The 23,761-nt window shown below is 75.0% G+C and carries 25 protein-coding genes and 1 pseudogene; 10 read left to right on the top strand and 16 right to left on the bottom strand.

Features of this window, described 5'->3' with window-relative positions:
- Positions 1–89 precede the first annotated feature (89 nt).
- From ACI79I_RS04535 to ACI79I_RS04510, 6 genes are all read right to left on the bottom strand, one after another.
- The gene (locus ACI79I_RS04535; RefSeq protein WP_456991084.1) at positions 90–590 is read right to left on the bottom strand and encodes a signal peptidase II; all 501 of its coding nucleotides are present in this window, start codon (positions 588–590) and stop codon (positions 90–92) included.
- Positions 587–2,005 (bottom strand): amidase, encoded by a 1,419-nt coding sequence (locus tag ACI79I_RS04530; protein ID WP_456991083.1) that lies wholly within the window; start codon positions 2,003–2,005, stop codon positions 587–589. Before ACI79I_RS04530 ends, ACI79I_RS04535 begins: the two co-directional genes overlap by 4 nt.
- Positions 2,006–2,123: 118 nt before the next feature.
- Complete coding sequence (locus tag ACI79I_RS04525) at positions 2,124–4,721, bottom strand: SpoIIE family protein phosphatase (RefSeq protein WP_456991082.1); 2,598 nt, start codon at positions 4,719–4,721, stop codon at positions 2,124–2,126.
- A gap of 148 nt (positions 4,722–4,869) precedes the next feature.
- Positions 4,870–5,628 carry a peroxide stress protein YaaA gene (gene yaaA, locus ACI79I_RS04520; RefSeq protein ID WP_456991081.1) on the bottom strand — a complete coding sequence of 253 codons (759 nt, stop codon included), beginning with the start codon at positions 5,626–5,628 and terminating at the stop codon, positions 4,870–4,872.
- 72 nt (positions 5,629–5,700) lie between these two features.
- The gene (locus ACI79I_RS04515; protein ID WP_456991079.1) at positions 5,701–6,807 is read right to left on the bottom strand and encodes a spore photoproduct lyase family protein; all 1,107 of its coding nucleotides are present in this window, start codon (positions 6,805–6,807) and stop codon (positions 5,701–5,703) included.
- A 24-nt stretch (positions 6,808–6,831) separates the two neighbouring features.
- Entirely contained in the window at positions 6,832–7,623 is a 792-nt protein-coding gene (locus tag ACI79I_RS04510) for an exodeoxyribonuclease III (protein ID WP_456991078.1), read from the bottom strand.
- A gap of 425 nt (positions 7,624–8,048) precedes the next feature.
- Between ACI79I_RS04510 and ACI79I_RS04505 the strand changes: the two genes are divergently transcribed.
- The 3 genes from ACI79I_RS04505 to ACI79I_RS04495 all read left to right on the top strand — a co-directional run bounded on the left by ACI79I_RS04505 (position 8,049) and on the right by ACI79I_RS04495 (position 10,150).
- A complete protein-coding gene (locus tag ACI79I_RS04505) occupies positions 8,049–9,533 on the top strand; it encodes an LCP family protein (RefSeq protein ID WP_456991077.1) in 1,485 nt (494 codons plus the stop codon).
- A 100-nt stretch (positions 9,534–9,633) separates the two neighbouring features.
- Positions 9,634–9,831: a hypothetical protein gene (locus ACI79I_RS04500; RefSeq protein WP_456991076.1), complete on the top strand. Its 198-nt coding sequence runs from the start codon at positions 9,634–9,636 to the stop codon at positions 9,829–9,831.
- Positions 9,832–9,949: 118 nt separating this feature from the next.
- The gene (locus tag ACI79I_RS04495) at positions 9,950–10,150 is read left to right on the top strand and encodes a hypothetical protein (protein WP_456991075.1); all 201 of its coding nucleotides are present in this window, start codon (positions 9,950–9,952) and stop codon (positions 10,148–10,150) included.
- A gap of 51 nt (positions 10,151–10,201) precedes the next feature.
- On the opposite strand, the gene ACI79I_RS04490 is transcribed toward ACI79I_RS04495, so the two are convergent.
- From ACI79I_RS04490 to ACI79I_RS04465, 6 genes are all read right to left on the bottom strand, one after another.
- Positions 10,202–11,017 (bottom strand): NAD(P)H-binding protein, encoded by an 816-nt coding sequence (locus tag ACI79I_RS04490; RefSeq protein WP_456991074.1) that lies wholly within the window; start codon positions 11,015–11,017, stop codon positions 10,202–10,204.
- Positions 11,014–11,388 (bottom strand): DUF1801 domain-containing protein, encoded by a 375-nt coding sequence (locus ACI79I_RS04485; RefSeq protein WP_456991073.1) that lies wholly within the window; start codon positions 11,386–11,388, stop codon positions 11,014–11,016. Before ACI79I_RS04485 ends, ACI79I_RS04490 begins: the two co-directional genes overlap by 4 nt.
- A gap of 91 nt (positions 11,389–11,479) precedes the next feature.
- The gene (locus ACI79I_RS04480; RefSeq protein WP_456991072.1) at positions 11,480–12,691 is read right to left on the bottom strand and encodes an acyl-CoA dehydrogenase family protein; all 1,212 of its coding nucleotides are present in this window, start codon (positions 12,689–12,691) and stop codon (positions 11,480–11,482) included.
- A gap of 195 nt (positions 12,692–12,886) precedes the next feature.
- The gene (locus ACI79I_RS04475) at positions 12,887–13,336 is read right to left on the bottom strand and encodes a DUF4383 domain-containing protein (protein WP_456991071.1); all 450 of its coding nucleotides are present in this window, start codon (positions 13,334–13,336) and stop codon (positions 12,887–12,889) included.
- A gap of 176 nt (positions 13,337–13,512) precedes the next feature.
- Entirely contained in the window at positions 13,513–15,231 is a 1,719-nt protein-coding gene (locus ACI79I_RS04470) for a carbamoyltransferase family protein (protein WP_456991070.1), read from the bottom strand.
- A 108-nt stretch (positions 15,232–15,339) separates the two neighbouring features.
- Entirely contained in the window at positions 15,340–17,046 is a 1,707-nt protein-coding gene (locus tag ACI79I_RS04465) for a RecQ family ATP-dependent DNA helicase (RefSeq protein ID WP_456991069.1), read from the bottom strand.
- Positions 17,047–17,199: 153 nt separating this feature from the next.
- Here ACI79I_RS04465 and ACI79I_RS04460 point away from each other — a divergent pair, with 153 nt between their 5' ends.
- The 7 genes and pseudogenes from ACI79I_RS04460 to ACI79I_RS04430 all read left to right on the top strand — a co-directional run bounded on the left by ACI79I_RS04460 (position 17,200) and on the right by ACI79I_RS04430 (position 21,312).
- On the top strand, positions 17,200–17,595 hold the full coding sequence (locus ACI79I_RS04460; RefSeq protein WP_456991068.1) for a TOBE domain-containing protein: 396 nt from the start codon (positions 17,200–17,202) through the stop codon (positions 17,593–17,595).
- A 69-nt stretch (positions 17,596–17,664) separates the two neighbouring features.
- Positions 17,665–18,447, top strand: coding sequence for a molybdate ABC transporter substrate-binding protein (modA, locus tag ACI79I_RS04455; RefSeq protein ID WP_456991067.1), 783 nt, complete (start codon positions 17,665–17,667; stop codon positions 18,445–18,447).
- Positions 18,444–19,247 (top strand): ABC transporter permease, encoded by an 804-nt coding sequence (locus tag ACI79I_RS04450; protein WP_456991066.1) that lies wholly within the window; start codon positions 18,444–18,446, stop codon positions 19,245–19,247. The genes modA and ACI79I_RS04450 overlap by 4 nt, the downstream gene beginning before the upstream one ends.
- An 11-nt stretch (positions 19,248–19,258) precedes the next feature.
- Positions 19,259–19,723, top strand: a pseudogene (locus tag ACI79I_RS04445) (ATP-binding cassette domain-containing protein); the annotation flags it as partial.
- A gap of 120 nt (positions 19,724–19,843) precedes the next feature.
- On the top strand, positions 19,844–20,299 hold the full coding sequence (locus ACI79I_RS04440) for a TOBE-like domain-containing protein (protein ID WP_456991315.1): 456 nt from the start codon (positions 19,844–19,846) through the stop codon (positions 20,297–20,299).
- Between the two features lie 12 nt (positions 20,300–20,311).
- On the top strand, positions 20,312–20,905 hold the full coding sequence (locus ACI79I_RS04435) for a nucleotidyltransferase family protein (protein WP_456991065.1): 594 nt from the start codon (positions 20,312–20,314) through the stop codon (positions 20,903–20,905).
- Complete coding sequence (locus ACI79I_RS04430) at positions 20,902–21,312, top strand: molybdenum cofactor biosynthesis protein MoaE (RefSeq protein WP_456991064.1); 411 nt, start codon at positions 20,902–20,904, stop codon at positions 21,310–21,312. Before ACI79I_RS04435 ends, ACI79I_RS04430 begins: the two co-directional genes overlap by 4 nt.
- A gap of 70 nt (positions 21,313–21,382) precedes the next feature.
- Here ACI79I_RS04430 and ACI79I_RS04425 read toward each other — a convergent pair whose 3' ends face one another.
- From ACI79I_RS04425 to ACI79I_RS04410, 4 genes are all read right to left on the bottom strand, one after another.
- A complete protein-coding gene (locus ACI79I_RS04425; protein ID WP_456991063.1) occupies positions 21,383–22,315 on the bottom strand; it encodes an SMP-30/gluconolactonase/LRE family protein in 933 nt (310 codons plus the stop codon).
- Positions 22,316–22,421: 106 nt separating this feature from the next.
- On the bottom strand, positions 22,422–22,931 hold the full coding sequence (locus tag ACI79I_RS04420) for a GAF domain-containing protein (RefSeq protein WP_456991061.1): 510 nt from the start codon (positions 22,929–22,931) through the stop codon (positions 22,422–22,424).
- A gap of 52 nt (positions 22,932–22,983) precedes the next feature.
- Positions 22,984–23,187 (bottom strand): hypothetical protein, encoded by a 204-nt coding sequence (locus ACI79I_RS04415; protein WP_456945880.1) that lies wholly within the window; start codon positions 23,185–23,187, stop codon positions 22,984–22,986.
- Between the two features lie 55 nt (positions 23,188–23,242).
- Positions 23,243–23,494 (bottom strand): MoaD/ThiS family protein, encoded by a 252-nt coding sequence (locus ACI79I_RS04410; protein WP_456945879.1) that lies wholly within the window; start codon positions 23,492–23,494, stop codon positions 23,243–23,245.
- Positions 23,495–23,761: the final 267 nt, after the last annotated feature.

Raw genomic sequence — 23,761 nt, 5'->3', positions numbered from 1 at the left:
GGGCACCCGTCGAGGGTCGTCTGCGTCTCTCTAGGACAGGTCCTAGACGGCGTCAGACTCGGCGAGAGGGGCGTCCGCTCGTCGACCGCCTAGTCGGGTTCGGACGACGGCGTCGGCTCGCGGTCACCGCGCAGGGAGAGCACCAGCGCCAGCGCCACTCCACAGAACAGCGCGATGTCGGCGACGTTGCCGACGAACAGGCCCACGTAGTCGATGAAGTCCACGACGTGCCCGCGGCCGAAGCCCGGCGCGCGCAGCAAGCGGTCCCCGAAGTGCGTCGTCGCGCCGCCGAGCAGCAGACCCAGCGCGACCGCCCACGCCGTCGAGGAGACCCGGCGCGCGTACCAGGCCAGCGCGACCACGGCGACGCCCGACACCACGGTGAACACCCAGGTGGCGCCGCTGCCGATCGAGAAGGCGGCCCCGGGGTTGTACAGCAGCCGCAGCCCCAGCAGGTCCCCCGCCAGGTCGATCCGCCGGCCGTCGCCGAGCGCCGCCTCCGCCCACGCCTTGGTGACCTGGTCCACGACCAGGACGACGGCGGCGACACCGAACACCCACCCGTAGCGGCGACGCGGCTCCCCGGTCACAGGGGCGGAAGGCGGTCGCCGAACCGGGTGGCCTGCTCGAACGCGTGCCCCACCTCGAGCACCCGGCGGTCGGCCCGCGGCGCGGCGACCACCTGCAGCCCCACCGGCAGCCCGTCGTCGGTGAACCCGCCCGGGACCGACAGCGCCGGGCAGCCGGTCGGTGTGATCAGCGTGCAGGCGCGCATCCACTCCAGGTAGTTCTCCAGCGGCACCCCGCCGATCTCGGTCGGGTACTCCTGCTCGACCGGGAAGGGCAGCACCTGCGTCGTCGGCGCCAGCAGGACGTCGTAGCGCTCGAAGAACCCGACCACCCGCTCGTACAGCGCGGTGTGCGCGGCCTCGGCGCGGGCCAGGTCGGAACCGGACAGCTTCGCGCCCATCTCGGCGTTCCAGCGGATCGACTCCTTGACCTGCTCGGGGTGCTGGCGGGCGAGGTCGGAGAAGGCGGCGTCGAACAGCCACGCGCGCAGCGTGCCGAACACGTCGTCGGCGCCGGAGAGATCGGGGCAGTCGGCCTCGACGGTGGCGCCGAGCTCCTCGAAGACCCGCACCGACCCGTCCAGCACCGCGGTGATCGCCGGGTCCACCCGGACCCGGCCGCCGAGGTCGGGCGCCCAGGCCACCCGGAGCCCGTCGAGGCGCTCGGGCAGCGGGGCGGCGAACGGTGCGCCCGGGTCGTCCAGCGCGATCGGCACCCGGCGGTCGGGCCCGGCGACGGCGGAGAGGACCAGGGCCACGTCGGCGACGGTGCGACCCATCGGCCCCTGCACCGAGAGCTGCGACCAGCCGATCGGCGCTGGCCAGGTCGGCACCCGGCCCGGGGTCGGCCGCAGCCCGACGACGTTGCAGAACGCCGCGGGGTTGCGCAGCGAGCCGCCCATGTCGCTGCCCTCGGCCACCGGCACGAACCCCGCGGCCAGCGCCGCGGCCGCGCCGCCGCTGGAGCCGCCCGCGGACAGGCCGTGCCGGTAGGGGTTGTGGGTCGCGCCGAACAGCGTGTTGAAGGTGTGCGACCCCGCGGCGAACTCGGGCACGTTGGTCTTCCCCACCCGGACGGCGCCCGCCGCCCGCAGCCGGGCGACCACCAGCTCGTCCCGCTCGGGGACGGTGTCGGCGTGCAGCGGCGATCCCCAGGTGGTGCGCATGCCCCCGGTCTCGTGGGTGTCCTTGTGCGCGACCGGCAGTCCGTGCAGGGGGCCGACCTCCTCGCCCGCGGCCAGGGCGGCGTCAGCGGCGTCGGCGGCCGCCCGCGCGCCGTCGGCGTCGAGGGTGACGACGGCGTTCACCTGGGGGTCGAGCCGCTCGATCCGGTCCAGGCAGGCGTCGGTCAGCTCCCGGGCGGACAGCTGCCGGGAGCGGATCAGCGCGGCCAGCTCGGTCGCGGGGCGCAGGCAGAGCTCGTCGGTGGAGGTCACGGTCACATCGTCGTCCTACCGGACGACACCGCCACCAAGGGGTGTCCCGGCTCTGGCTGAGCCGGACCGTCGCACCCGCCGGGGACCCTCCGGGCCCGCCGCCGGGCCGGACCGTCGGTCAGGCCGGCTCGTCCGGGACGACGTCCGGCACCACGTTGGGCCCGGCCTCGGGCGGCCGCGGCCGGTCCTGCGGGTGCAGCCGGACGGCGACCAGCGCGACGTCGTCCTCCGGCCGGCCCTCGACCAGCCGGTCAATCACCTGGTCGAGCAGCTCCTCCAGCGGCAGGTCGGCCAGCTGGGTCAGCGCCTCCCGCAGGCGCACCATGCCGGCATCGAGGTCGGCGTCGCGCCGCTCCACCAGGCCGTCGGTGAACAGCAGCACCGTCGAGCCCCGGTCCAGGGTCACCACCGACTCCTGCCGACGCGTCTCGGCCTCCACGCCCAGGAGCAGGTCGCCCTTCCAGGCCGCCAGCTCGGCCACCGTCCCGTCGGGGTTGATCACCAGCGGCGGCAGGTGCCCGGCGTTCGCCCAGCGCATGCGGGTGACCCCGCGCGCCCGCTCGTCGTCGGTCTGCTCGAACCGGGCCACCGCCGCGGTGGCCAGCACCCGCGTCTGCAGCACGGCCATCGAGGCGTCCAGCCCGCGCAGGACCTCGACCGGCGGCGCGTCGCTGTAGGTCGCGATACCGCGCAGCAGGCCGCGGAGCTGGCCCATGGCCGCGGCGGCCTCGGTGTCGTGCCCGACGACGTCGCCGATGACCAGCATCGTCGCCCCGCCCGGCTGGAGGAAGGCGTCGTACCAGTCGCCGCCGACCCGGGCCGCCTCCACGGCCGGCAGGTAGCGGACGGCGATCTGCGCGTGGTCCGGCTCCGGCGGGTCGGTGAGCAGGCTGCGCTGCAGGCCCTCCGCCAGCTGCTGCTGCTGGGCGTAGAGGCGCGCGTTGTCCAGGGCCAACCCGGCCCGGTCGGCGACGTCCTGGGCGACGACGACGTCCTCCGGGGTCGGCGCGTGCCCGTCGGCGTAGAAGAGGGTGAGCAGGCCGATGGTCCTGCCGCGGGCACGAAGCGGGAGGGCGACCTCGGTGGTCGGCGCCAGGACCGCCAGGAGGTCCTTGGCCTGGCCGGGGGGCAGCACGTCGAGGACGTCGTCCCCGGCGAAGGTGACCGCCTCCCCGGTGTGCAGGGCGCGGGCGACGGGCGCGGTGACCGGCATGACGTCCATGCGCACCTCGGCGTACCGCTCCAGGACCGAGCGGCTGGCCGGGTCGATGTGCCAGCTCCCGACGTCGCGCGGCCGGCCGTCGGGCTGGATGACGGTCAGGATGCAGAAGTCGCTGAGCGCCGGCACGACCAGCCGCGGCAGGCGGCCGGTCGCGGCCTCGACGTCCAGGGTGCCGGCGAGCTCGGCGCTGACCTGCGCGAGCAGGGCGAGCTGCTGGGCGGACCGCTCGGCGCGCTCGCGCACCCGACGCCGCTCGGTGATCTCGGTGAAGTACACCGAGAGCCCCTCGGGGGTGGGCCAGGCGCGCAGCTCGTACCAGCCGTCGAGCGGCGCCGGGTAGTAGGCGTCGAAGTTGACCGGCTGCCCCGTGCGGACGGCGTCGCGGTAGCTCTCCTCGAAGATGCTGCGGGTCGCGGCCGGGAAGGACGTCCACAGCACCTGACCGAGCAGGTCCTCGCGGGAGCGGCCCAGCAGCCGTTCGGCCTCGGCGTTCACGTGGGTGAACCGCCACTGGTGGTCGAGGGAGTAGAAGCCGGCCGGCATCGCCTCGAGCACGCGGGCCACGCGGGCCTGCGCGCTGCGGTCCTCGGTGGTGTCGTGGGCCGCGCCCAGCAGCCGGACCGTCGTCCCGCCGGGACCGGCCAGCGCGCGGCCCCTGGCCTGCACCCAGCGGGTGTCCCCGTCCGGACGGACCACGCGGTACTCCGCCTCGAACTCGCCCACGGTCTCGATCGACATCCGCAGCGCCTCGCTCACCCGGGGCAGGTCGTCGGGGTGCAGGCGGCGGTTGAACGCGTCGATCGTGCCGTCGAAGTCCTCGGCGGTGTAGCCGAACATCGTCATCAGCGGCTCGTCCCAGACGAGCTCGCCGGTGCGCAGGTCCCAGTCGAAGGTGGCGACCCCGCCGGCGTCCATCGCCAGGATCCAGCGCACCCGCTGGCGCTCGTGCTCCCCGGCCAGCGCCGCGTACTCGAGCTCGGTGACGACCGCGGCGGCCAGCTGGGCCAGCGTCGCGATGTCGCTGTCCGACCACGGGTGCGGCTCGGCGTCGAAGGCGCACAGGGTGCCGACGGCGTGCCCCGCCTCGTCGGTGAGCGGCACGCCCAGATAGGCCCCCACGATCCCCGAGGTGACCGGGGCGAGGTCGCGGACCCGCTCGTCGGCGCGGGCATCGGGGATCACCAGCGGGGCGCGCATCACGGCGGCGAGGGCGCAGGGGGACTGGTCCAGCGGGGACTCCTGGCCGCGACCACCCGGCGGGATCCCGGCGATGCCGGCGACCGTGTGGTTGTCGTCCAGGATGGAGATCTGCGCGGAGGGGGCCCCGACCAGGCGCGCGGCCAGCTCGACGAGGCGGTCGAGGGCGGCGCTGCCGGTGTCGGAGACGCGCAGCCGCCGCGCCGCGCGGACGCGGGCGGGGTCGCTGCGCAGCAGGGCAGCTGCACGGGCAGCGTCCAGCGTGCGCGCGGCCTCCTGCCGCGAGGATGTCTCCACCAGAACCCTTCCGCCCGGCCAGGGCCAGGGTGTTGCGCGCGCAAGCCACGCTCTTCGAGCCACGCGCTCCCGAGGTTATGTCATGCGGTGTCCGATACGGGCAACCATCGCGACACAGATCACCGTCATCGACACGAACAGTGACGGTTCAGCGGGTCACGTTCTCCGCGGGGACGACCAGGGTCAGGGCCGTCCCCACGTCGTGTTCCACGTGCAACCCCGCCCGCCGGAGCAGCGCCCGCAGCCGGACGACGTCCGCGGGCTCGGCCGTGGTCGTGGCCAGCAGCCGGGCGATCCGGCCCTTGTGCGCCTTGTTGAAGTGGCTGACCACCGCGCGGGTCCCGTCCGGCCGCTCGCTGAGCACGTCCACGGTGACCGCGCCCAGGACCGGCGCGAGCGCGGCGTAGGAGCCGCTGCGCAGGTCGACGACGAGCTCGTCGACCGCGGCCAGCACCGGGCCGAGCACGGGCCTCCACAGCGTGCGCAGGGTCGGCAGGCCGGGCAGCGCCGAGCCGGCCGACAACCGGTAGGCGGGGATGGCGTCGGTGCCCCGGACCAGGCCGAACAGCGCCGAGCCGACCGCCAGTCGCCGGTCGGCGCGCGATCGCTGGGCCCGGGTCAGCGAGCGGATGTCGAGGGCGTCGTAGAGCACCCCGGTGTAGCGCTCCAGCGCCGGCATGGTCGGGCCGGTGAACAGCGCGGCGTTGCGTGCGATCTCGTCGTCCTGCTTCGCGGACAGCCCGAGCGCGGCGCGCGAGGCCGGGAGGTCGGCGGCCAGGTCGGCCAGCGTCTTCGCCAGCTCGGTACGGACCGGCGTCAGCTCGGGGGAGGACAGCGCGTGGAGGTCGAGCGGGTCGCCGTCCCCGCCGGGGGCCTTCGTCTCCGACGGCGGCAGCAGCACGAGCACGAGGAGCCAGGGTACGAGGGTGACCTCAGTGCCCGCCGTCGGCCGCGTCCCGTGGGGAGGACGAGGGCTCCGTCAGGTCCAGTAGAGCAGGCGGGCGCCGGGCAGCCGGTCGGCCACCGCGGCCTCGAACCAGCCACGCAGCTCGGCCATCGTCTCCCGCGGGTAGACGTGCTTGACCGACCCGAACTTCCCGCGCTTGGCGGTGCGGCGGGACTCCTCCATCTCGAGCCTCGTCCGCGGGTACCACTCGGTGAGCGTGGCCTTGCTGCCGGGCGTGAACCGGTGGGTGATGCACTCGACGGTGAGGTCGGCGCCGGCGGGCAGCGCCCCGGCCACGGCATCGAGCAGCTCGCCGTACTCCTCGCGCCAGCCCTCGACGGGCATGATCGGCGCGATGGTCAGCCCGACCGGGTACCCGGCGCGGGCGACGGCGGCCAACGCGGCGACACGGCCGGCGACGGGGGAGGTGGCCCCCTCGAACCGGCGCGCCACCGAGGCGGCGTTGACCGAGAAGCGCAGCCGGGTGCGCCCGCCGTGCGGCAGGTCGAGCAGTCCCGTGACGTCGTCGAACTTCGTCGTCGCGCGCAGCTGGACCGGCCCGGGCCACTCGTGGGTGCCGAAGTGGGTGATCGCCGTGGCCAGCCCACCGGTGAGGTGTTCGAGGGCCAGCGGGTCGGTGTAGCAGGAGGCCTCGAACGTCGTCCCCTCGCCACCGCGCTCGACCGTGCCCGAGGTGACCGAGCCGTGCCCGACGTACCGGTCCAGGCCGGCGAGGACGTCGTCGAGGTCGGCGAAGACGCGGGTGACCGGCGGGCCGGACAGCGAGCCGGCGAGGTAGCAGTACTGGCAGTGGGCCGGGCAGCCCTCGGCCAGGTCGAACCGCCAGTCCGCGGACGGCGGGATCGGCTGCAGCCGGCGGCGGGACGGGGCGCCGACGACGACGGCGAGGGTGTCCTTGGCGCGCATGAACGCCGCGCGGTCGCCGTCCCCGCGCAGGTTGGGCAACCGGTCGCCGCGCAGCATCTCGACGTCGGAGACGCCGGCGGCCTCGAGGCGGGCGAGGATGCGCCGGCCGTGCGGACGCTCGGCGGCTGAGCGGGTCACCAGGACGCGCGACGGCGTCCAGAGGCGGGTGGGGACGGGGGCGTCGAGGACGGGGGTCATCACCCCGTACAACACCCGCGGAGCCGGCGTCGGTGCAGCTCAGTCCGTGAGGTCGACCACCACGGGCGCGTGGTCGCTGGCGCCCTTGCCCTTGCGCTCCTCGCGGTCGATGCGCGCGCCGGTGACGCGGCCGGCCAGCGCGGGGGAGCCGAGGACGAAGTCGATCCGCATGCCCTCGCGGCGGGGGAAGCGCAGCTGGGTGTAGTCCCAGTAGGTGTAGACGCCGGGCCCCGGGGCGTACCCGCGGACGACGTCGGCGTACCCGGCGTCGACGACGGCCCGGAAGGCCGCGCGCTCGGGCTCGGAGACGTGCGTGGAGTGGGCGAACACCCGCATGTCCCACACGTCGTCGTCCTGCGGGGCGATGTTCCAGTCGCCGACCAGCGCGACCGGTGCGGCGGGGTCCTCGACGAGCCAGTCGGCCGCCGTCGTCCGCAGCGCCTCCAGCCAGCGCAGCTTGTACTCGTAGTGCGGGTCGGTGAGCGTCCGGCCGTTGGGCACGTAGAGGCTCCACACCCGGACCCCGCCGCAGGTGGCGCCCAGCGCGCGCGCCTCGGTGTCGGGGTCCTCACCCCAGCAGGGCTGGCCGGGGAACCCGATCTCGACGTCGTCCAGGCCGACCCGGGACAGGATCGCCACGCCGTTCCACTGCGAGTAGCCCACGTGGGCGACCTGGTAGCCGAGGTCGGTGAAGCGCGACTCGGGGAACTGGTCGTCGCGGCACTTGGTCTCCTGCAGCGCGAGGACGTCGACGTCCGAGCGCTGCAGCCAGGCGACCACCCGGTCGGCACGGCTGCGGATGGAGTTCACGTTCCAGGTCGCCAGGCGCACGGCGTCATTGTCGGCCTACCGGCCGACACCGCGGCCAGGTGCCCCGGGACCCGCGTCGAGCCCTGCGGACCTGCGTTCCTCGGGGACCCTGCGGGCCCCGCTCGTCACTGGACCGGAGCGGGACGTGGTCGTCGGGGCGACGAGCCGCCTCCCGCGCTGACCTCCCTCGGACGGTGGGCGGGTGGGAACGGCGTCACGCCTCGGGTACCCCGTTCGGGAACGCCCGGGGTGGGGCGCGAGCGACGGGCGGTACAGGTGGGGTAGGAGTGGGACCATGGCCGGATGACCCGGATCCGTCCTGCGGAGGCGTGCCCGTGAGCGAGCACGAGGACGCGACCCGTCCCATCGGGCCCAAGAGACCCCTCCCGCCGCCGCACGGGCCGGTCTACGACCGTACGGGCGAGGAGCGGCGACCCTTCCGGTCCGTGCTGGGTCTGACCGTCCTCGGCGCGATCCTGCCGGGGACGGCGTTCCTCGCGGCGGGCCGGCGCAAGCTCGGCGCCGTCGTCCTCGCGCTGTTCGTCCTCCTCGTCGGCGCAGCGGCCTGGCTGGCCACCGCCGGACGGCGCACCGCGGTGCAGATCGCCGTCGACTCGGCCTCCCTGACCTGGGTGCTGACCGGGGTCGTCGCGGTGGCGTTGCTGTGGATGATCGTCGTCGTCGCCGGTTACCGGTCGCTGCTGCCGGAGCGCACGTCCGGTGGCCGGAAGTTCCTCGGCGCGGTGGTCGTCCTGGCACTCGTCGCCGGGATCGGCTACCCCGCGTTCAAGGTCACCGAGGTCGCGATGGCCCAGCGCGGGTTGCTCGACGACGTGTTCGCCGACGACCGGCGGTCGGCGACGGTCGAGGACACCCCCGACCCGTTCGGCGACCAGGAGCGGGTCAACGTGCTGCTGCTCGGCGGGGACGGCGGGGTGGGCCGCGAGGGCGTCCGCACCGACACGGTCATCGTGGCGAGCATCGACACCGACACCGGTGACACGACACTGTTCAGCCTGCCGCGCAACCTCGAGGACCTGCCCTTCCCGGCGGACAGCCCGCTGGCCGAGGTCTACCCCGACGGCTTCGACGGCGGCAGCGAGAGCGAGAGCCTGCTCAACGCCATCTACCGCAACGGCCCGGCCGCCCACCCCGACATCCTGGGCCCGACCGACGACCCGGGTGCGGACTTCCTCAAGCTCGGCGTCGGCGAGGCCCTCGGCCTGCACATCGACTACTTCGTCCTGGTCAACCTCGACGGGTTCAGCCGGCTGGTCGACGCGCTCGGCGGGATCACCGTCAACGTCAACTACTACGTGCCGATCAACGGGATCACCGGCCAGGAACTGCCGGACGACTACATCGAGCCGGGGCCGAACCAGCACATGGACGGGTTCACCGCGCTGCAGTTCGCCCGCGGCCGCTACGGCCTCACCGACTACGACCGCATGGCCCGGCAGCGCTGCACCATCAACGCGATCATCGAGGCCGCGGACCCGGTCACCCTGCTGGAGCGCTACCAGGAGCTGGCGGCGACGACGCAGGACATCGTGAGCACCGACATCCCGCGGTCGGCGCTGGGTGAGTTCGTCGACCTGGGTTTCCTGGTGAAGGACGCCGAGGTCCGCAGCGTCGTGTTCGACGACAGCGTGATCAGCCCGGCCTACCCCGACTACGACCTCATGCGGCAGATCGTGCAGGACGCCCTGGCCCCCGCCCCGGCTCCCGCCCCGGCCCCCGACGACGCGGCGGACGGGGAAACCGCGGACGGCGGTGCTGCGGACGCGCCGGCGACGCAGACCCCGCCGCCGGCGGGAACGCCCGAGGGCGACGCCCAGGCGGTGACCGACGTCGGGGACGCCTGCGCCTACGACCCCGTGCAGGCGCAGGCTGCCCGGGACGCGGGGGAACCGCCGAACCGGGCCGGGTGACGCCGGCGGCCGAGGGCGCGGTCGAGGGCCCGACGCCGTGGCCCGGAGCGGGACGACGGGCACGCGGAGGCCCGCCGGACGGGGTCCTAGGGTCGAGCGCATGAACTCACCCCGACCGGCGGCGCGCCGCGAGCGACAGGTGGCCCTGCTGGTCGCAGGGGTCGCCGTCGTCCTGCTGGTGTCCTCGCCGACCTGGTTCGCCAGCGACCAGGCCGGCGTCGGCGTCGCCCAGCTGCTCCTCGCCGTCGTCCTCGCCGGGGTCGCGGCCTTCCTGTACCGGCGCGCGCAGCGTCGCTGACCGGCGCCGGCGTCCGCCCGGCGGGACGGCGCACGACCCCCGCGTCGCCGACGTTGCGGTGACGGGTGACCCGGCCCACGCTGGACCGCGTCTGTCGGCGACCGAGCGGAGGTCAGGCGTGAAGTTGGACAAGCAGGAGCTGCTGCGGCTGCTGCGCACCGAGGGCGACAACCACACCGCGGAGAAGGTCGAGGCGCAGCTGCCCGACGAGATCGACACCGACCGGGACGGCGACGCGCTGGCCGCCGTCGGCCTGGACCGCACCCAGCTGATGGCGAAGCTGGCCGGGGGCGGGTTCGGCTCGACGCTGACCCCCTGAGCGGGGTGCCGGGGGCGAGGGCCTCGCTCCCGGCACCCGCCGGCGGTCGGTTCAGCCGCGCCAGGCCCCCCGGGCGGCCGCGGCGCGCGCGTAGTCCTGGAACCGCCTGGGGGCCCGCCCGGTGACCCGGCGGACGGCGTCGCCCGGCTGGTCGTCCCCGCGGGCGCGCAGCGCGGAGAACGCGGCGACCTCGGCCTCGACCTCGCCCGGGTCCCGGCCGAGGGCCAGCTGCACGTGGCGGTACTCGGCGGGCTCGCCGGTGAACCGCACCGGGCGGCCGCCGGACTTGGCGACCACCGCCAGCGCCTCGGCGAAGGAGAGCGCCCGCGGCCCGTGCAGCTCGTAGGTCCGGCCGCCGTGCCCCTCGGTGGTCAACGCGACTGCGGCGACCGCGGCGATGTCGCCGGCGTCGACGAAGGCCTGGCGCAGGTCGCCGACGGGCAGCGCGAGCTCGCCGGCGAGCACGGCCTCGCGGAAGACCCCCTCGTCGAAGTCCTGGTCGAACCAGCTCGGACGCAGCACCGTCCACTCCGCCCCGGAGCCGCGCACCGTCCGCTCGGCGTCCAGGAGGCGGGTGTCGCCCATCTCCTCGACCGCGGCACTGGAGAGCAGCACGATCCGGCGCACACCACGGTCGACGGCGAGCGCCACGAAGCGGGGGTCGACCCGGACGCCGTCGGGCGCCATGAGGTACACGGCGCGCACGCCGTCCAGCGCGGGCTCCCAGGTCTCCGGTGCCGACCAGTCGAACCGCGTGGCGCTGCTGGGGGAGGCCGGCCGCACCGGGTGCCCGGCCTCCCGCAGGGCTCGGGTCACGCGCCGGCCGGTGATCCCGGTGGCGCCGAGGACGAGGACCGGCCCGCTCACCGGGCCCGCCCTGCAGCGCCCAGCTCGACGGCGAGGTCCAGGAACGCGGTCACGACCTCCGCGTCGACGTCCGCCGGGTCGGAGACGTCGAGCGCGCGCACCTGCCGGCCGGTGCCGGACAGGCGGCCCTCCGGGTCGGGCAGCCGGGCGCCGTGCTCGAAGACCAGGTGGACCCGGTCGGCCACCGGGAACAGTGCACAGACGAACCCGGCCACGGGATCGCGGTAGTTGAGCGAGTGCCAGCCCCGCCGCACCCGCTCCTCGAGCTGGGGGTGGGCGTCGAGGAGCACTGCGCGCAGCCGCCGGGCGGTCGCGGCCACGGCGTCGGTGTGCTCGGCCAGCAGGTCGTCTGCTCCCGGGTCTCTCGGCACGGGCGCACCGTGGCACGGGGGTCGGACAGTCCCGACTCCCAGCGGAGTGTGGGGAGCGAGGGATCCTCGCTCCCCGCACTCCGCTGCCGGCTCAGCCCACGTGGGGGCGTTCCCGGCCCAGCTCCTCACGGGCGACGGAGCGCAGGTGGACGGCGTCCGGGCCGTCGGCGATGCGCAGCGTGCGCGCCGAGGCGTAGAAGCGGGCGAGCACCGTGTCCTCGCTGACGCCCGCGCCGCCGTGCACCTGGATCGCCCGGTCGATGACCTCGCAGGCCACTCGTGGCGCGACCACCTTGATGCCGGCGATCTCGGTGCGAGCGCCCTTGGCGCCGTACCGGTCGATCAGGTCGGCGGTCTTGAGCACCAGCAGCCGGGCCTGGTCGATCTCCAGCCGGGACAGCGCGATCAGCTCGCGGACGGTGCCCTGCTCGGCGAGCGCCCGGCCGAAGGCCACCCGGTTCTGCGCCCGGTCGACCATCAGCGCCAGGGCCCGCTCGGCCATGCCGAGCGCGCGCATGCAGTGGTGGATGCGCCCGGGGCCGAGCCGGGCCTGGGCGATCATGAACCCGTCGCCCTCGCCCGCCAGGATGTTGGTCGCGGGCACCCGGACGTCGGTGAAGACCAGCTCCGAGTGGCCGTGCTGGTCCTGGTACCCGAACACCGGCAGGTGCCGGACGATCTCCAGCCCCGGGGTGTCGCGGGGCACCAGGACCATCGACTGCTGCCGGTGCGGAGGGCCGTCGGGGTCGGTCTTCCCCATCACGATGAAGACCTGGCAGCGCTCGTCGGCGGCGCCGCTGGTCCACCACTTCCGGCCGTTGACGACGTACTGGTCGCCGTCCCGGACGATCGAGGTCTGGATGTTGCGGGCGTCGGACGACGCGACGTCCGGCTCGGTCATCGCGAAGCCGGAGCGGATCTCCCCCTCGAGCAGCGGCGCGAGCCAGCGCTCCTTCTGCTCGGGCGTGCCGAACAGCATGAGCGTCTCCATGTTGCCGGTGTCCGGCGCCCCGCAGTTGGTGACCTCGGGGGCGATCGTCGGGCTCCAGCCCATGATCTCGGCGACGGAGGCGTACTCGAGGTTGGTCAGCCCGCCGAGCTCGGGGGAGAACAGGTTCCACAGCCCCCGCTTGCGGGCCTCGACCTTCAGGTCCTCGAGCACCGGCGGGTGGGCGTGGTCGTCGTGGCCGCGCTCGGCGCGCCACTGGGCGTAGACGGGTTCGGCGGGGAAGACCTGCTCACGCATGAAGTCCCACATCCGGCCGCAGACGTCCTCGGCTCGGGCGGAGAGGGAGAAGTCCATGCCGGCAACCTAGAGGGGCCGGCCGACGTCGGTCACCGTGCCGGCAGGGACCTCGGGCGGTGCGCCGTCGGACAGGCCGGAGGCCGGGTCCCGGCTCGGGACCCGGCCTCCGGGTGCTGCGACGACCCCGCTCCGGGCCGGCCCCGTCCCGGCCCCGCCCTGAGCTCGCGCAGGGCGGGGAGGACGGGTCCTCCTTCAGACGCGGGTGGAGCGGCCGCCCACGGCGGAGCGCACCGGACCCAGCGCGATGACCAGGCCGACCACGGCGGTCAGGATGTGGAGCACGTTGTCGGCGGCGTTGATGCTCAGGAAGTCCCAGGTCTTCCCGATCGCGATCAGGCCGTAGATGAAGGCCGCGCCGTAGCCGACCGCCAGCAGCCAGCCGTAGGTGCGCGCCCCGGCCAGGGTGCGGGCCAGGAGCAGGCCCGCCACGCCGATCACGATGTGCACGACGTTGTGCATGCCGTTGATCTCGAAGCCGAGCAGGGTCTTGCCGGTGTCGTGGGCGAAGAAGCCCTCGAAGCCGGTGATGAAGAAGCCGATGATGCCGACGATCAGGTAGATCGCCCCGAAGGCCAGCGCCAGCATCTGGGGCCAGGTCATGGCCCCCCGGCCGGTGCCGGCGTCGCCGGGTGCTGCGGACATGGTGGTCCTCCCAGGTGCTACGGGCCCGCCCTGTCTTGGACGGTCCGGAGCCGGAATACCCCCTGGTCGGAGGTCGGTAACGGCCGTCCCCCGTTCGGGGGGCGACCGTTACCGGACCGTCACCTGGGCGGGCCCGGCTCCGTCACCTGGTGTTCGACGCGGGTCCGCCGGGCGGTTCAGCGCGGCGTGGGAACGGGACGCCGGACGACGAACGGGCCGATCGCGAGCAGGTCCACCGGAGCCGAGCCGAAGCACTCGAGGGCGTCGCGCGGGTCGTCGACCATCGGCCGGCCGGCGGTGTTCAGGCTGGTGTTGACCACCACCGGCAGCCCGGTGCGCCGCTCGAAGCACTCCAGCATGCGGGCGACCAGCGGCTTCTCGGTGCGGTCGACGGTCTGGATCCGCGCCGTCCCGTCGACGTGGGTGACCGTCGGGATGCGCTCGCGCCACTCGGGGGCGACGTCGTGCACGAACAGCATGTAGCGGGACGGGATGGGGCCGCGGCTGAAGATCTCCGGCGCCCGCTCGGCGAGCACCATCGGCGCGACCGGGCGGAACTGCTCGCGGCCCTTCACGTTGTTCATCCGCTCGAGGTTGGCCTCGTAGCCGGGGTGGGCCAGCAGCGACCGGTGGCCCAGCGCCCGGGGGCCGTACTCGCTGCGGCCCTGGAACCACGCCACGATCCCGTTGTCCGCGAGCACCTGGGCCACGGCGTCGGCGACGTCACGCGGCCGCTCGTAGTCGATCGCCGCCGTCCGCAGCCACTGCTCGATCTCGTCGTCGGACCAGCCGCGGCCGAGGTCGGCGCCCGGCATGGGCTCGGTCTGCTCGCCGAGCACGCGGGCCACGTGCAGGGCGCTGCCCAGCGCCGTGCCGGCGTCCCCGGCTGCCGGCTGCACCCACACGTTCTCGAACGGGGTCTCGGCGTAGATGCGGGTGTTGGCCACACAGTTCAGCGCCGTGCCGCCGGCGAGGGTGAGCGTGCGCTCACCGGTCTGCTCGTGCAGCCAGCGGGCGAGGTCGAGCAGGACCTCCTCCAGCCGCTGCTGGACCGAGGCCGCGAGGTCGGCGTGGTCCGGGGTCCAGTCGTCGCCCTTGCCGAGGCGGGGCGCGAACTCGGAGAAGTCGATCTCCTCCGTGCGGAAACCGCCGTCGTCGGTGGCCCGGATGAGCTCGGTCAGGTCGCCGAGGAAGCGCGGCTTGCCGTAGGAGGCCATCGCCATGACCTTGAACTCGTCGCTGCTGCGCAGGAACCCGAGGTGGTCGGTGAGGTCCTCGTACATCAGGCCGAGGGAGTGCGGCAGCGCCTGGCCGGCCAGGACCTCCAGCTGGCCGTCGACGTAGCGGCCGGCCAGGTGGCTGTGCGCCTCGCCGCGGCCGTCGAGCACGAGCACCGCGTTGGTCGGCGTGGGTGCGGCCAGCCCGGCGGAGGCGGCGTGCGCCACGTGGTGCTTGACGAAGCGGACCTTCGCCGGGTCGAGGCCGGGCAGGGCATGGGCGAGGAACTCGGGTGCCTTCTGCGCGTACATCTTGCGCATGACGTCGCCCTCGTCGAAGAGGCCGGACTCCTCCGGCGTCCCCATGAGGGCGGGGTCGAAGGAGTAGGCGACGGCGTCGAGCTCCTCCGGGTGGATGCCGGCCTCGGCCAGGCACCACGCCGCCGACAGCTCGGGCAGCTCCCAGGCGCTCCAGGGCAGCGGGCGCTTGCCGTGCTTGCGCCGGCTGAAGCGCTCTTCCTCCGCGGCGGCCACGACCCGGCCGTCGACGACGAGCGCCGCCGCGGGGTCGTGGTAGATCGCGTTGATGCCGAGGACCTTCACCCGTGTACTCCTCCCGCCGGGCAGGGACCGCCCGGTCTCGTGCTTGATCATCGAGCCGGTGACCTTGGTCCGCATGGCGAACGGCGCACGGTCACCCGCTCGTGGCCCCGCGCGGCCTGGCATCGGCCCTGCTGCAGGGACCCGCGCCGAGCTCGCGAGGCGTGGGGGCAGCAGGGTCCTCCTTCAGTCGCGGCGGCGCAGCAGGTCGTGCTCGGTGACGGCGGCCAGCGCCAGCGTCTTGTAGCCGACCTCCTCGAAGAGGACGACGACCCGGTCGTCCTCCACCCGCATCACCACACCCGGACCCCACTCGGCGTGCTCGACCGGCGTCTGCGCGGGGAAGGGGGTGTCGTCGTCGGCGGCCGGTTGCTCCTGGGAGAGCCCCGCCGAGCAGTTGTCGCAGTTGCCACAGGGCTGCTCGAGCTGCTCGCCGAAGTAGCCGAGCAGGAACTGCCGCCGGCACTCGGTGGTCTCGGCGTACCCCCGCATCATCTCGACCCGGCTCTGGTCCACCCGCTCGTGGTGTTCGGCCAGCTCGCGGGCGGCGGCCGCGGCCTCGCCGGGGTCGGGTGCGTCCGCGGCAGGGTGGGCGGCACCCTCCTCGTCGAGCACCACCGCCGACACCTGCTCGAGCAGGTTCAGGTCGCGGGCCAGCGGGGTGGCCGCCCGGCCGGTCTCCTCGCGCAGCTGCTTGACGTGGACGCCGTCGTCGATGCCCGCCGCCTCGGCGGCCGCGACCAGGCCGGCGACCTGCTGCAGCTCCTCCTCCGGCGGGATCCCCGCGGCGAAGAACTTCCGCACGCCGAGGTCCTCCTGCCGGTACACCAGCACGGCCAGTGCCGGCTGACCGTCGCGGCCGGCCCGGCCGATCTCCTGGTAGTAGCTGTCGATGGAGTCGGCGGGCTCGGCGTGGACGACGAAGCGGGTGTCGGGCTTGTCGATGCCCATGCCGAAGGCGGTGGTGGCGACGACGACGTCCAGCTCGTCGTCCATGAACGCCCGCTGGGTCTCCTCGCGCTCGGCCTTGCGCAGCCCCGCGTGGTAGGCGGCGGCACGCAGCCCGCGCTCCCCGAGCTCGGCGGCGAGCTCCTCGGTGCCCTTGCGGGTGGCGCTGTAGACGATGCCCGGCGTGCGCCCCTCCCCGACCTCGCCGAGCACGCGGTCGAGCACGGCCTGCTGCTTGCCGTGGGCATCGGGGTGCTGGTCGACCTCCAGCCGGATCTCCGGGCGGTCGAAGCCCGCGACGACGGTGCGGGGGTCGCGCATGCCCAGCCGCTCGAGGATCTCCGCCCGCACCGGCGGCGCCGCGGTCGCGGTGAGGGCGAGCACGGTCGGGTGGCCCAGCTGCTCCACGACCGAGCCCAGCCGCAGGTAGTCCGGCCGGAAGTCGTGCCCCCACGCGGAGACGCAGTGCGCCTCGTCCACGACGAACAGCGCCGGGCGTGCCTCGGCGATGGCCTCCACGACCTCGGGCTTGGTGAGCTGCTCGGGGGCGAGGAACAGGTAGCGGACCGTTCCCTCCGCCAGGCCCTCGAGGGCGCCGCGCTGGTCGCCGGCCGACAGGGCCGAGTTGAGCTGCGCGGCCTCGCCGTCGAGGCCGTCGAGCTCCTCGAGCCGGTCGACCTGGTCGCGCTGCAGGGCGATGAGCGGGGAGACGACCAGCACCGGACCGTCGGCGAGCTGGCCGGCGACCTGGTAGACCGCGGACTTCCCGGCGCCCGAGGGCAGCACGGCCAGGGTGTCCCGCCCGGAGACGACGGCCTGCATCGCCTCCTCCTGGCCGGGCCGGAACTCCTCGATGCCGAGGAGGTCGCGGGCCACCTCGCGGATGCGGCGGGTGCGGACGGAGGCGGACGCCCCGGCGGGGTGGTCCTCGTTCTTGCGGGGCACCGGCTCCCGCTGCCCGTGCCCCGAGATCGGCAAACGGAACGCCGGTGTGCTCTCCCGCGCAGCCGGTCCCGCCGGGACGCCGGGCGGTGCCACGTCTCCGCAGCTGCGCCTCGCGCGACCGGGAACCGCCGCGGCTGCGGCTAGGCTCGGGCGGTGGCCGCCTCCTACCGCATCGCCGAGGCCGCCGAGCTGCTCGGCGTCAGCGACGACACGGTGCGCCGCTGGATCGACAGCGGCCGGCTGCCGGCCCGCCGCGACGGGAGCGGCCCGGCGCAGGTGGACGGCGCGGACCTCGCCCGGGTCGCCACCCGCCTCCACGAGGCCCCCGAGCCCGGGACCACGCGGCACTCGTCGGCCCGCAACCGGCTCACCGGCATCGTCACCCGCGTCGTCCGGGACACCGTCATGGCCCAGGTGGAGATCCAGGCCGGGCCGTTCCGGGTCGTCTCGCTCATGTCCCGCGAGGCGGCCGACGAGCTCGGCCTGGACGTCGGCGTGCGAGCGGTGGCGACGGTCAAGGCCACCCAGGTCAGCGTCGACGTCCCGTAGCCGCACCCTCGGTGTGGCGCCGAGTACGCGGTCCGCACGTGCGCCGGTCCAGCGGCTACAGTCCCGCAGGTGCGGACACGGACCCCACTGCTCGCGGCGGTACTCCTCCTGGCCGGCTGCGGCGGCGCGCCGGACGACGGTGCGACGGCCGCGACGTCGGCGACGGGCGGCGGGCTCACCGGCACCCTCACCGTCTTCGCCGCGGCGTCGCTGACCGACGTCTTCACCGGGCTGGGGGAGGCGCTGGAGGACCAGCAGCCCGGCCTGGACGTGCAGTTCAACTTCGCCGGCAGCTCCGCGCTGGCCACGCAGGTCACGCAGGGCGCGCCGGCGGACGTGTTCGCCTCGGCCAACCAGCCGCAGATGACCGTGGTGACCGACGCCGGGCTGGCCGAGGGCGACCCGGCGGTGTTCACGTCCAACGTGCTGGAGATCGCCGTCCCCGCGGGCAACCCGGCGGGCGTGACCGGGCTGGCCGACCTCGCGCGGGAGGACCTCGCCGTCGCCCTGTGCGCGCCCGAGGTGCCGTGCGGCGCCGCGGCCGAGGACGTCCTGGCCGGCGCGGGCGTGACCGCCGCGCCCGACACGCTGGAGGAGGACGTCCGCGCCGCGCTGACCAAGGTCGAGCTCGGCGAGGTCGACGCCGCCCTGGTCTACGCCAGCGACGTCGCCGCCGCGGGCGACGCGGTCGAGGGGATCGCGTTCCCCGAGGCCGAGGACGCGGTCAACGACTACCCGATCGTCGCCCTGGCCGACGCGCCCAACCCCGAGGCGGCGGCCGCCTTCGTCGACCTGGTGCAGTCCGAGGAGGGGCAGCGGGCGCTCGCCGACGCCGGCTTCCGGGCCCCGTGAGCGGACAGCGGCGGGAGGCCGGCGTCCCGCTGCCGCTGCTGGTGCCGGCGGCGCTCGGGGTCGCCTTCCTCGTCCTGCCGCTCGTCGGCCTCGTCGTCCGGGCGCCGTGGGGCGCGTTGTGGCCGCAGCTGACCTCGCCGGCCGTCGGCCAGGCGCTGCGGCTCTCGCTGGTCTCGGCGACGCTGGCGACCGCGGTCTCCCTGCTGCTCGGCGTGCCGCTGGCCTGGGTGCTGGCCCGCTCGCGTGCCCGCGGCCGGTCGGTGCTGCGCGCCCTGGTGACCGTCCCGCTGGTGCTGCCGCCGGTCGTCGGCGGGGTCGCGCTGTTCCTCGTGCTGGGCCGGCAGGGGATCGTCGGCCGCTGGCTGGACCAGGCCTTCGACGTCACGATCCCGTTCACCACGACCGCCGTCGTGATCGCCGAGACGTTCGTGGCGATGCCGTTCCTCGTCATCAGCGTGGAGGGGGCGCTGCGCGCGGCCGACGCCCGGTTCGAGGACGCCGCGGCCACCCTCGGCGCCGACCGCTGGACGACGTTCCGCCGGGTCACCCTCCCGTTGGTGGCCCCGGGCATCGCCGCCGGCGCGGTGCTCTGCTGGGCCCGCGCGCTGGGCGAGTTCGGCGCGACGATCACCTTCGCCGGCAACTTCCCGGGGACGACGCAGACGATGCCGCTGGCCGTGTACCTGGCGCTGCAGCAGGACCCCGAGGCGGCGATCGTCCTCTCCCTGGTGCTGCTCGTCGTCTCGCTGGCCACGCTGCTCCTGCTGCGGGACCGCTGGCTGTCGCGGGCGGGGGCATGACCCTGACGGCCGACGTCCGCGTGACCCGCGGCGCCACGACCGTCGACGTGGCCGTCGAGGTCGCCGACGGCGAGGTGCTCGCCGTCCTGGGGCCGAACGGAGCCGGCAAGTCCACGCTGCTGCGGGTGCTGGCCGGCCTGCTGCGCCCGGACGACGGCCGGGTGGTGGTCGAGGGCCGCGAGGTCTGGGACGACGTCGCCGCCGGCGTGCACGTGCCCGCGCACGGGCGCCGGCTGGGGATGGTGTTCCAGGACCACCTGCTCTTCCCGCACCTGTCGGTCGCCGACAACGTCGCCTTCGGCCTGCGCACGCGCGGGGCGCGGAAGGCCTCGGCGCGGGCGACGGCGGGGGAGTGGCTGGCGCGGGTGGGGCTCGAGGGCCTCGGCGACCGCCGGCCGGGGCAGCTCTCCGGCGGGCAGGCGCAGCGGGCGGCGCTGGCGCGGGCGCTGGTCGGCGACCCCGCCGTCCTGCTGCTCGACGAGCCGCTCTCGGCGCTGGACGCGCGCACCCGGCTCACCGTCCGCGCGGAGCTGCGCCGGCACCTGGCCGGCTTCGGGGGCAGCACGGTCCTGGTCACCCACGACCCGGTCGACGCCATGGCGCTGGCCGACCGGGTCGTGGTCGTCGAGGAGGGCCGGGTGGTGCAGACCGGGACGCCGGCCGACGTCAGCCGGCACCCGCGGACGGACTACGTCGCCCGGCTGGTGGGGCTGGCGCTGCTGCCGGGCACCGGGGCCGGCACGTCGGTGCGGCTGGACGGCGGGGGCGCGGTGGCGGTGGCCGAGGAGACCGCCGGACCGGTGTTCGTCGCCGTCCGCCCCGAGTCGGTGGCGCTGTACCTGAGCGCGCCGCACGGCAGCCCGCGCAACGTCTGGCCCGCCCGGCTGGTGTCGGCCACGCCGCACGGGGCCACGGTGCGCTGCGAGCTGGACGGCGAGGTGCCGCTGGTCGCCGACGTCACCGCGACCGCCTTCGCCGAGCTGGGCCTCGCGCCCGGGTCGGCGGTGTGGGCGACGGTGAAGGCCTCCGAGGTCGCCGTCTACGCGCGCTGAGAGGCTGGACCCATGAGCGCAGTCGCGGGTCTGGTCCTCGCCGCGGGCGGCGGCCGCCGCTACGGGATGCCCAAGGCGCTGGCCGAGTACGAGGGCAGCCTGCTGGTCGAGCGGGCGGTCCGGACGGCGCGTGAGGTGTGCGACCCGGTGCTGGTCGTGCTCGGCGCCCGCGCGGTCGACGTCTGGCGGACCGCCGACCTCGACGGCGCGACGGTGCTGGCCAACCGCGAGTGGGAGACCGGCATGGCGTCGTCGCTGCGCACCGGGCTGGAGGGGCTGCGGGGCTGGCCGGGGAGGGTGGACGCCGCGCTCGTGCTGCTGGTCGACATGCCGGGCATGACCCCGGCCGCGCTGTCCCGGATGGCCGAGCACGCCGCACCCGACGCGCTGGCCGTCGCGACCTACGACGGCGTCCGCGGGCACCCGGTGCTGCTCGGCCGCGACCACTGGGCCGGCGTCGCCGAGACGGCGACCGGCGACGAGGGCGCCCGCCGCTACCTGGCCACGCACCCGGTCACCGAGGTGGACTGCACCGGCCTGGCCGACCCCACCGACCTCGACATCCCGCCTCCGGGCTCCGCCTCCGGGGTACCGTCGGCGCCGTGATCGCCCGGGTCGTGGACACGCCGCTGTCGGTCGCCGAGCACGAGGACGCCGTGGCGGACAAGGCGGCCGGCGCGGTCGTCTCCTTCGCCGGCGTGGTGCGCGACCACGACGGCGGCCGGTCGGTGACCGAGCTCGAGTACGTCGGCCACCCGACGGCGCAGGACGTCATCGTCGAGCTGGCCGAGGAGTTCGCCGCCCGGCCCGAGGTGCACGCCGTGGCGGTGTCGCACCGCATCGGGATGCTGGGCATCGGCGACGTCGCCCTGGCCTGCGCGGTCAGCGCCTCCCACCGCGGCGAGGCCTTCGCGGTCTGCGCCGAGCTCGTCGACGAGGTGAAGAAGCGGCTGCCGATCTGGAAGCGGCAGGTCTTCACCGACGGCGACGAGGAGTGGGTCGCCTGCCCCTGAGGGCCGCGTCCCGGCCCCGCCCGGAGGCTCGCCGCGAGCCTGCGGGTGGTGAGGAGGACGGGGTCCCCGTTCAGTCGTCGACCAGCACGACCTCGTACTGGTCGGCGGTCGGCGGGATCCCGGTGTCGAACTTGGCGTTGACCACGGCGAGCACGCCGTCGGAGCGGATCGCGGTCGCCGGCGACTGGAAGCGCGGGTCGGTGATCTCCTCCACCACGGTCCCCGACGCCAGGTCGTCGGCCAGCCGCACCTCGGTGACCGTGTTGGCCGGGTTGCGGACCACCCAGACGCGGTCGCCGGCCAGGACGATGCCGTCGGCGCCCGGCACGCTGACCCCCTCGATCCGCGCGCTCTGCCCGGTCTCGGGGTCCACGGTGGCCAGCTCCCCGGTGCCCGAGTGCGCGACGACCAGCGTCTCCCCGGAGCGGGTCGCGGCGATCCCGTTGAGGTCGAACTCCCCGCTGGTGTCGGCCGCGGGGCCGCTCAGGGTCAGCACCTCGGCCTCGCCGGGGACGCCGTCGTCCACGGGCACGAAGTACAGCCGGGGCTGGAAGCTGTCGGTGAACCAGGCGCCCTCGGGGGTGACCGTGACGTCGTTGACGAACGACGTGGCCGGGTCGCCGAGCTGGTAGCTGGCCACCGTGTCGCCGGTCCGGGTGTCGTAGACGTGGGCGGCACCCGGCCCGCCGGCGACGAACAGCAGCCGGTGCCGGCGGTCGGTGTCCATGCCGACGGCCATCCGTGCGGGCTGGTCGGGGACGTCGATGAACAGCTCGGCCGTCCCCTCCTCCAGGTCGCCGCGGAAGACGTCCCCGCGGTACAGGTCCCCGGCGTAGAAGGTGGCGCCCTGTCCCTCGGCGATCCCCTCGGCCGAGCTCGCACCGGGCAGGACGATGACGCCGTCCGGCGGGGCGGCCGCAGCCGGGCCGGCCGCCCCCACCACGAGGGCCAGGACGGCGGCCAGGGGGATGGTCGGGGAGCGGGGGAGAGCGGACCTGGGCATGGTGCCTCCTGGTCGCGGCCGCGTCGGCACGGTCGGGCCGAGCGGGGCGCACCGGCCCGGGGGCTCCACGATGGCACCCCCCGCCGACGGTGGGAAGGGCCCGCGGTCAGAGCTCCCCTGCCTCCGGCGCGGGCTGAGGCGGCGCGACCGGCGTCATCCCGGAGGCCATGAGGGTGCTCAGCAGGCGCGCCACGGACTCGACCAGCGGCAGGTCCCGTGCGGCGCTGCGTGGACGGGCGCGGAACCCCCAGGCGCACAGCGTGCCGAACACCTCCCCGTCAGGGGTGAGGAGCGGGACGCCGAGGTAGGCGGCGATCCGCGAGACCGGTCCGGTCATGCGCTTGGCGTACGCCGGGACGGCCGCGGTCACCGTGGCCGCCCGTGGGGCCTCCCCGGCGATCATCGAGCGGCAGAACGTGTCCGCCCACGGCAGCCAGGTCCCGGGACGGATCACGTCCGGAGGGTGGGCGTGCAGCACCACCTGCCGCTCGTCCACCACCTGGGTCACGACCCACACGTCCCAGCCGAGGCGCTCGTGCAGGGCGGCCAGCGCCCCGCAGGCCGCGGCGTGGAAGTCCCGCCACGGGACGACGTCCGCGACGGCTGGAGCGACCATGTCCCCATCGTCCTCGCTGGGCGCCAGTTACGGAACAGGATCGGGCGTAGCCTCAGCGGATCGGGGCCGCGCCCTCGTCGGGGTGCTGCCGGGCGGCCTCCTCGCGGTCGGCGGCCTCCTCCTCGGCCTCGCCCTCGAGGCGCCGCGCCTCGCCGGCGACCTGCGCCGCGGCGTCCCCGTGCGACTCGCCGTAGACCTCCTCGGCCCGGCCGATCAGCTCCTCGGCCTTCGCCTTGGCCTTGTCCCAGATGCTCATGCGCCCATTCTCGACCGTCCGCCGTCCCGGGGCGTGGTCAGCGGTGTGCGGGGGATCAGCCTCCAGCGAACGGGGGCAGCACGTCGACGACCGCCCCGGGCTGCAGGGCCAGCGACCGGTCGCGCGTCTGGGTCCCGTCGACGAGGAACGAGCAGGCGGTGAGCACCCGCTCCAGCTTCTCGCCGTGGGTGTCGACGATCTGCCCGACGAGCTCCTCCAGGGAGCCAGCGGTGCGCGTCTCGCTGTCCACGCCGGCGGCGGCGCGCGCTCCGGCGAAGTACCGCACCGTGACGGCGGCCGTGCTCATCGCTCGCCCCGCTCCTCGCTCGCAGAGCTCGCTGCGATGCTCACTCCCTGTCGGCTCACAGTGCTCATGGTTCGCCTCCGCGCTCGCTCCGCTCCTCGCTCGCAGAGCTCGCTGCGATGCTCACTCCCTGTCGGCTCACAGTGCTCATGGTTCGCCTCCGCGCTCGCTCCGCTCCTCGCTCGCAGAGCTCGCTGCGATGCTCACTCGCTGTCGGCTCACGGTGCTCATGGTTCGCCTCCGCGCTCGCTCCGCTCCTCGCTCGCAGAG

Source organism: Geodermatophilus sp. SYSU D01105 (assembly GCF_054050095.1).
The sequence above is the reverse complement of the archived record's forward strand: the minus strand, read 5'-3'. Positions and strand labels throughout refer to the sequence as shown.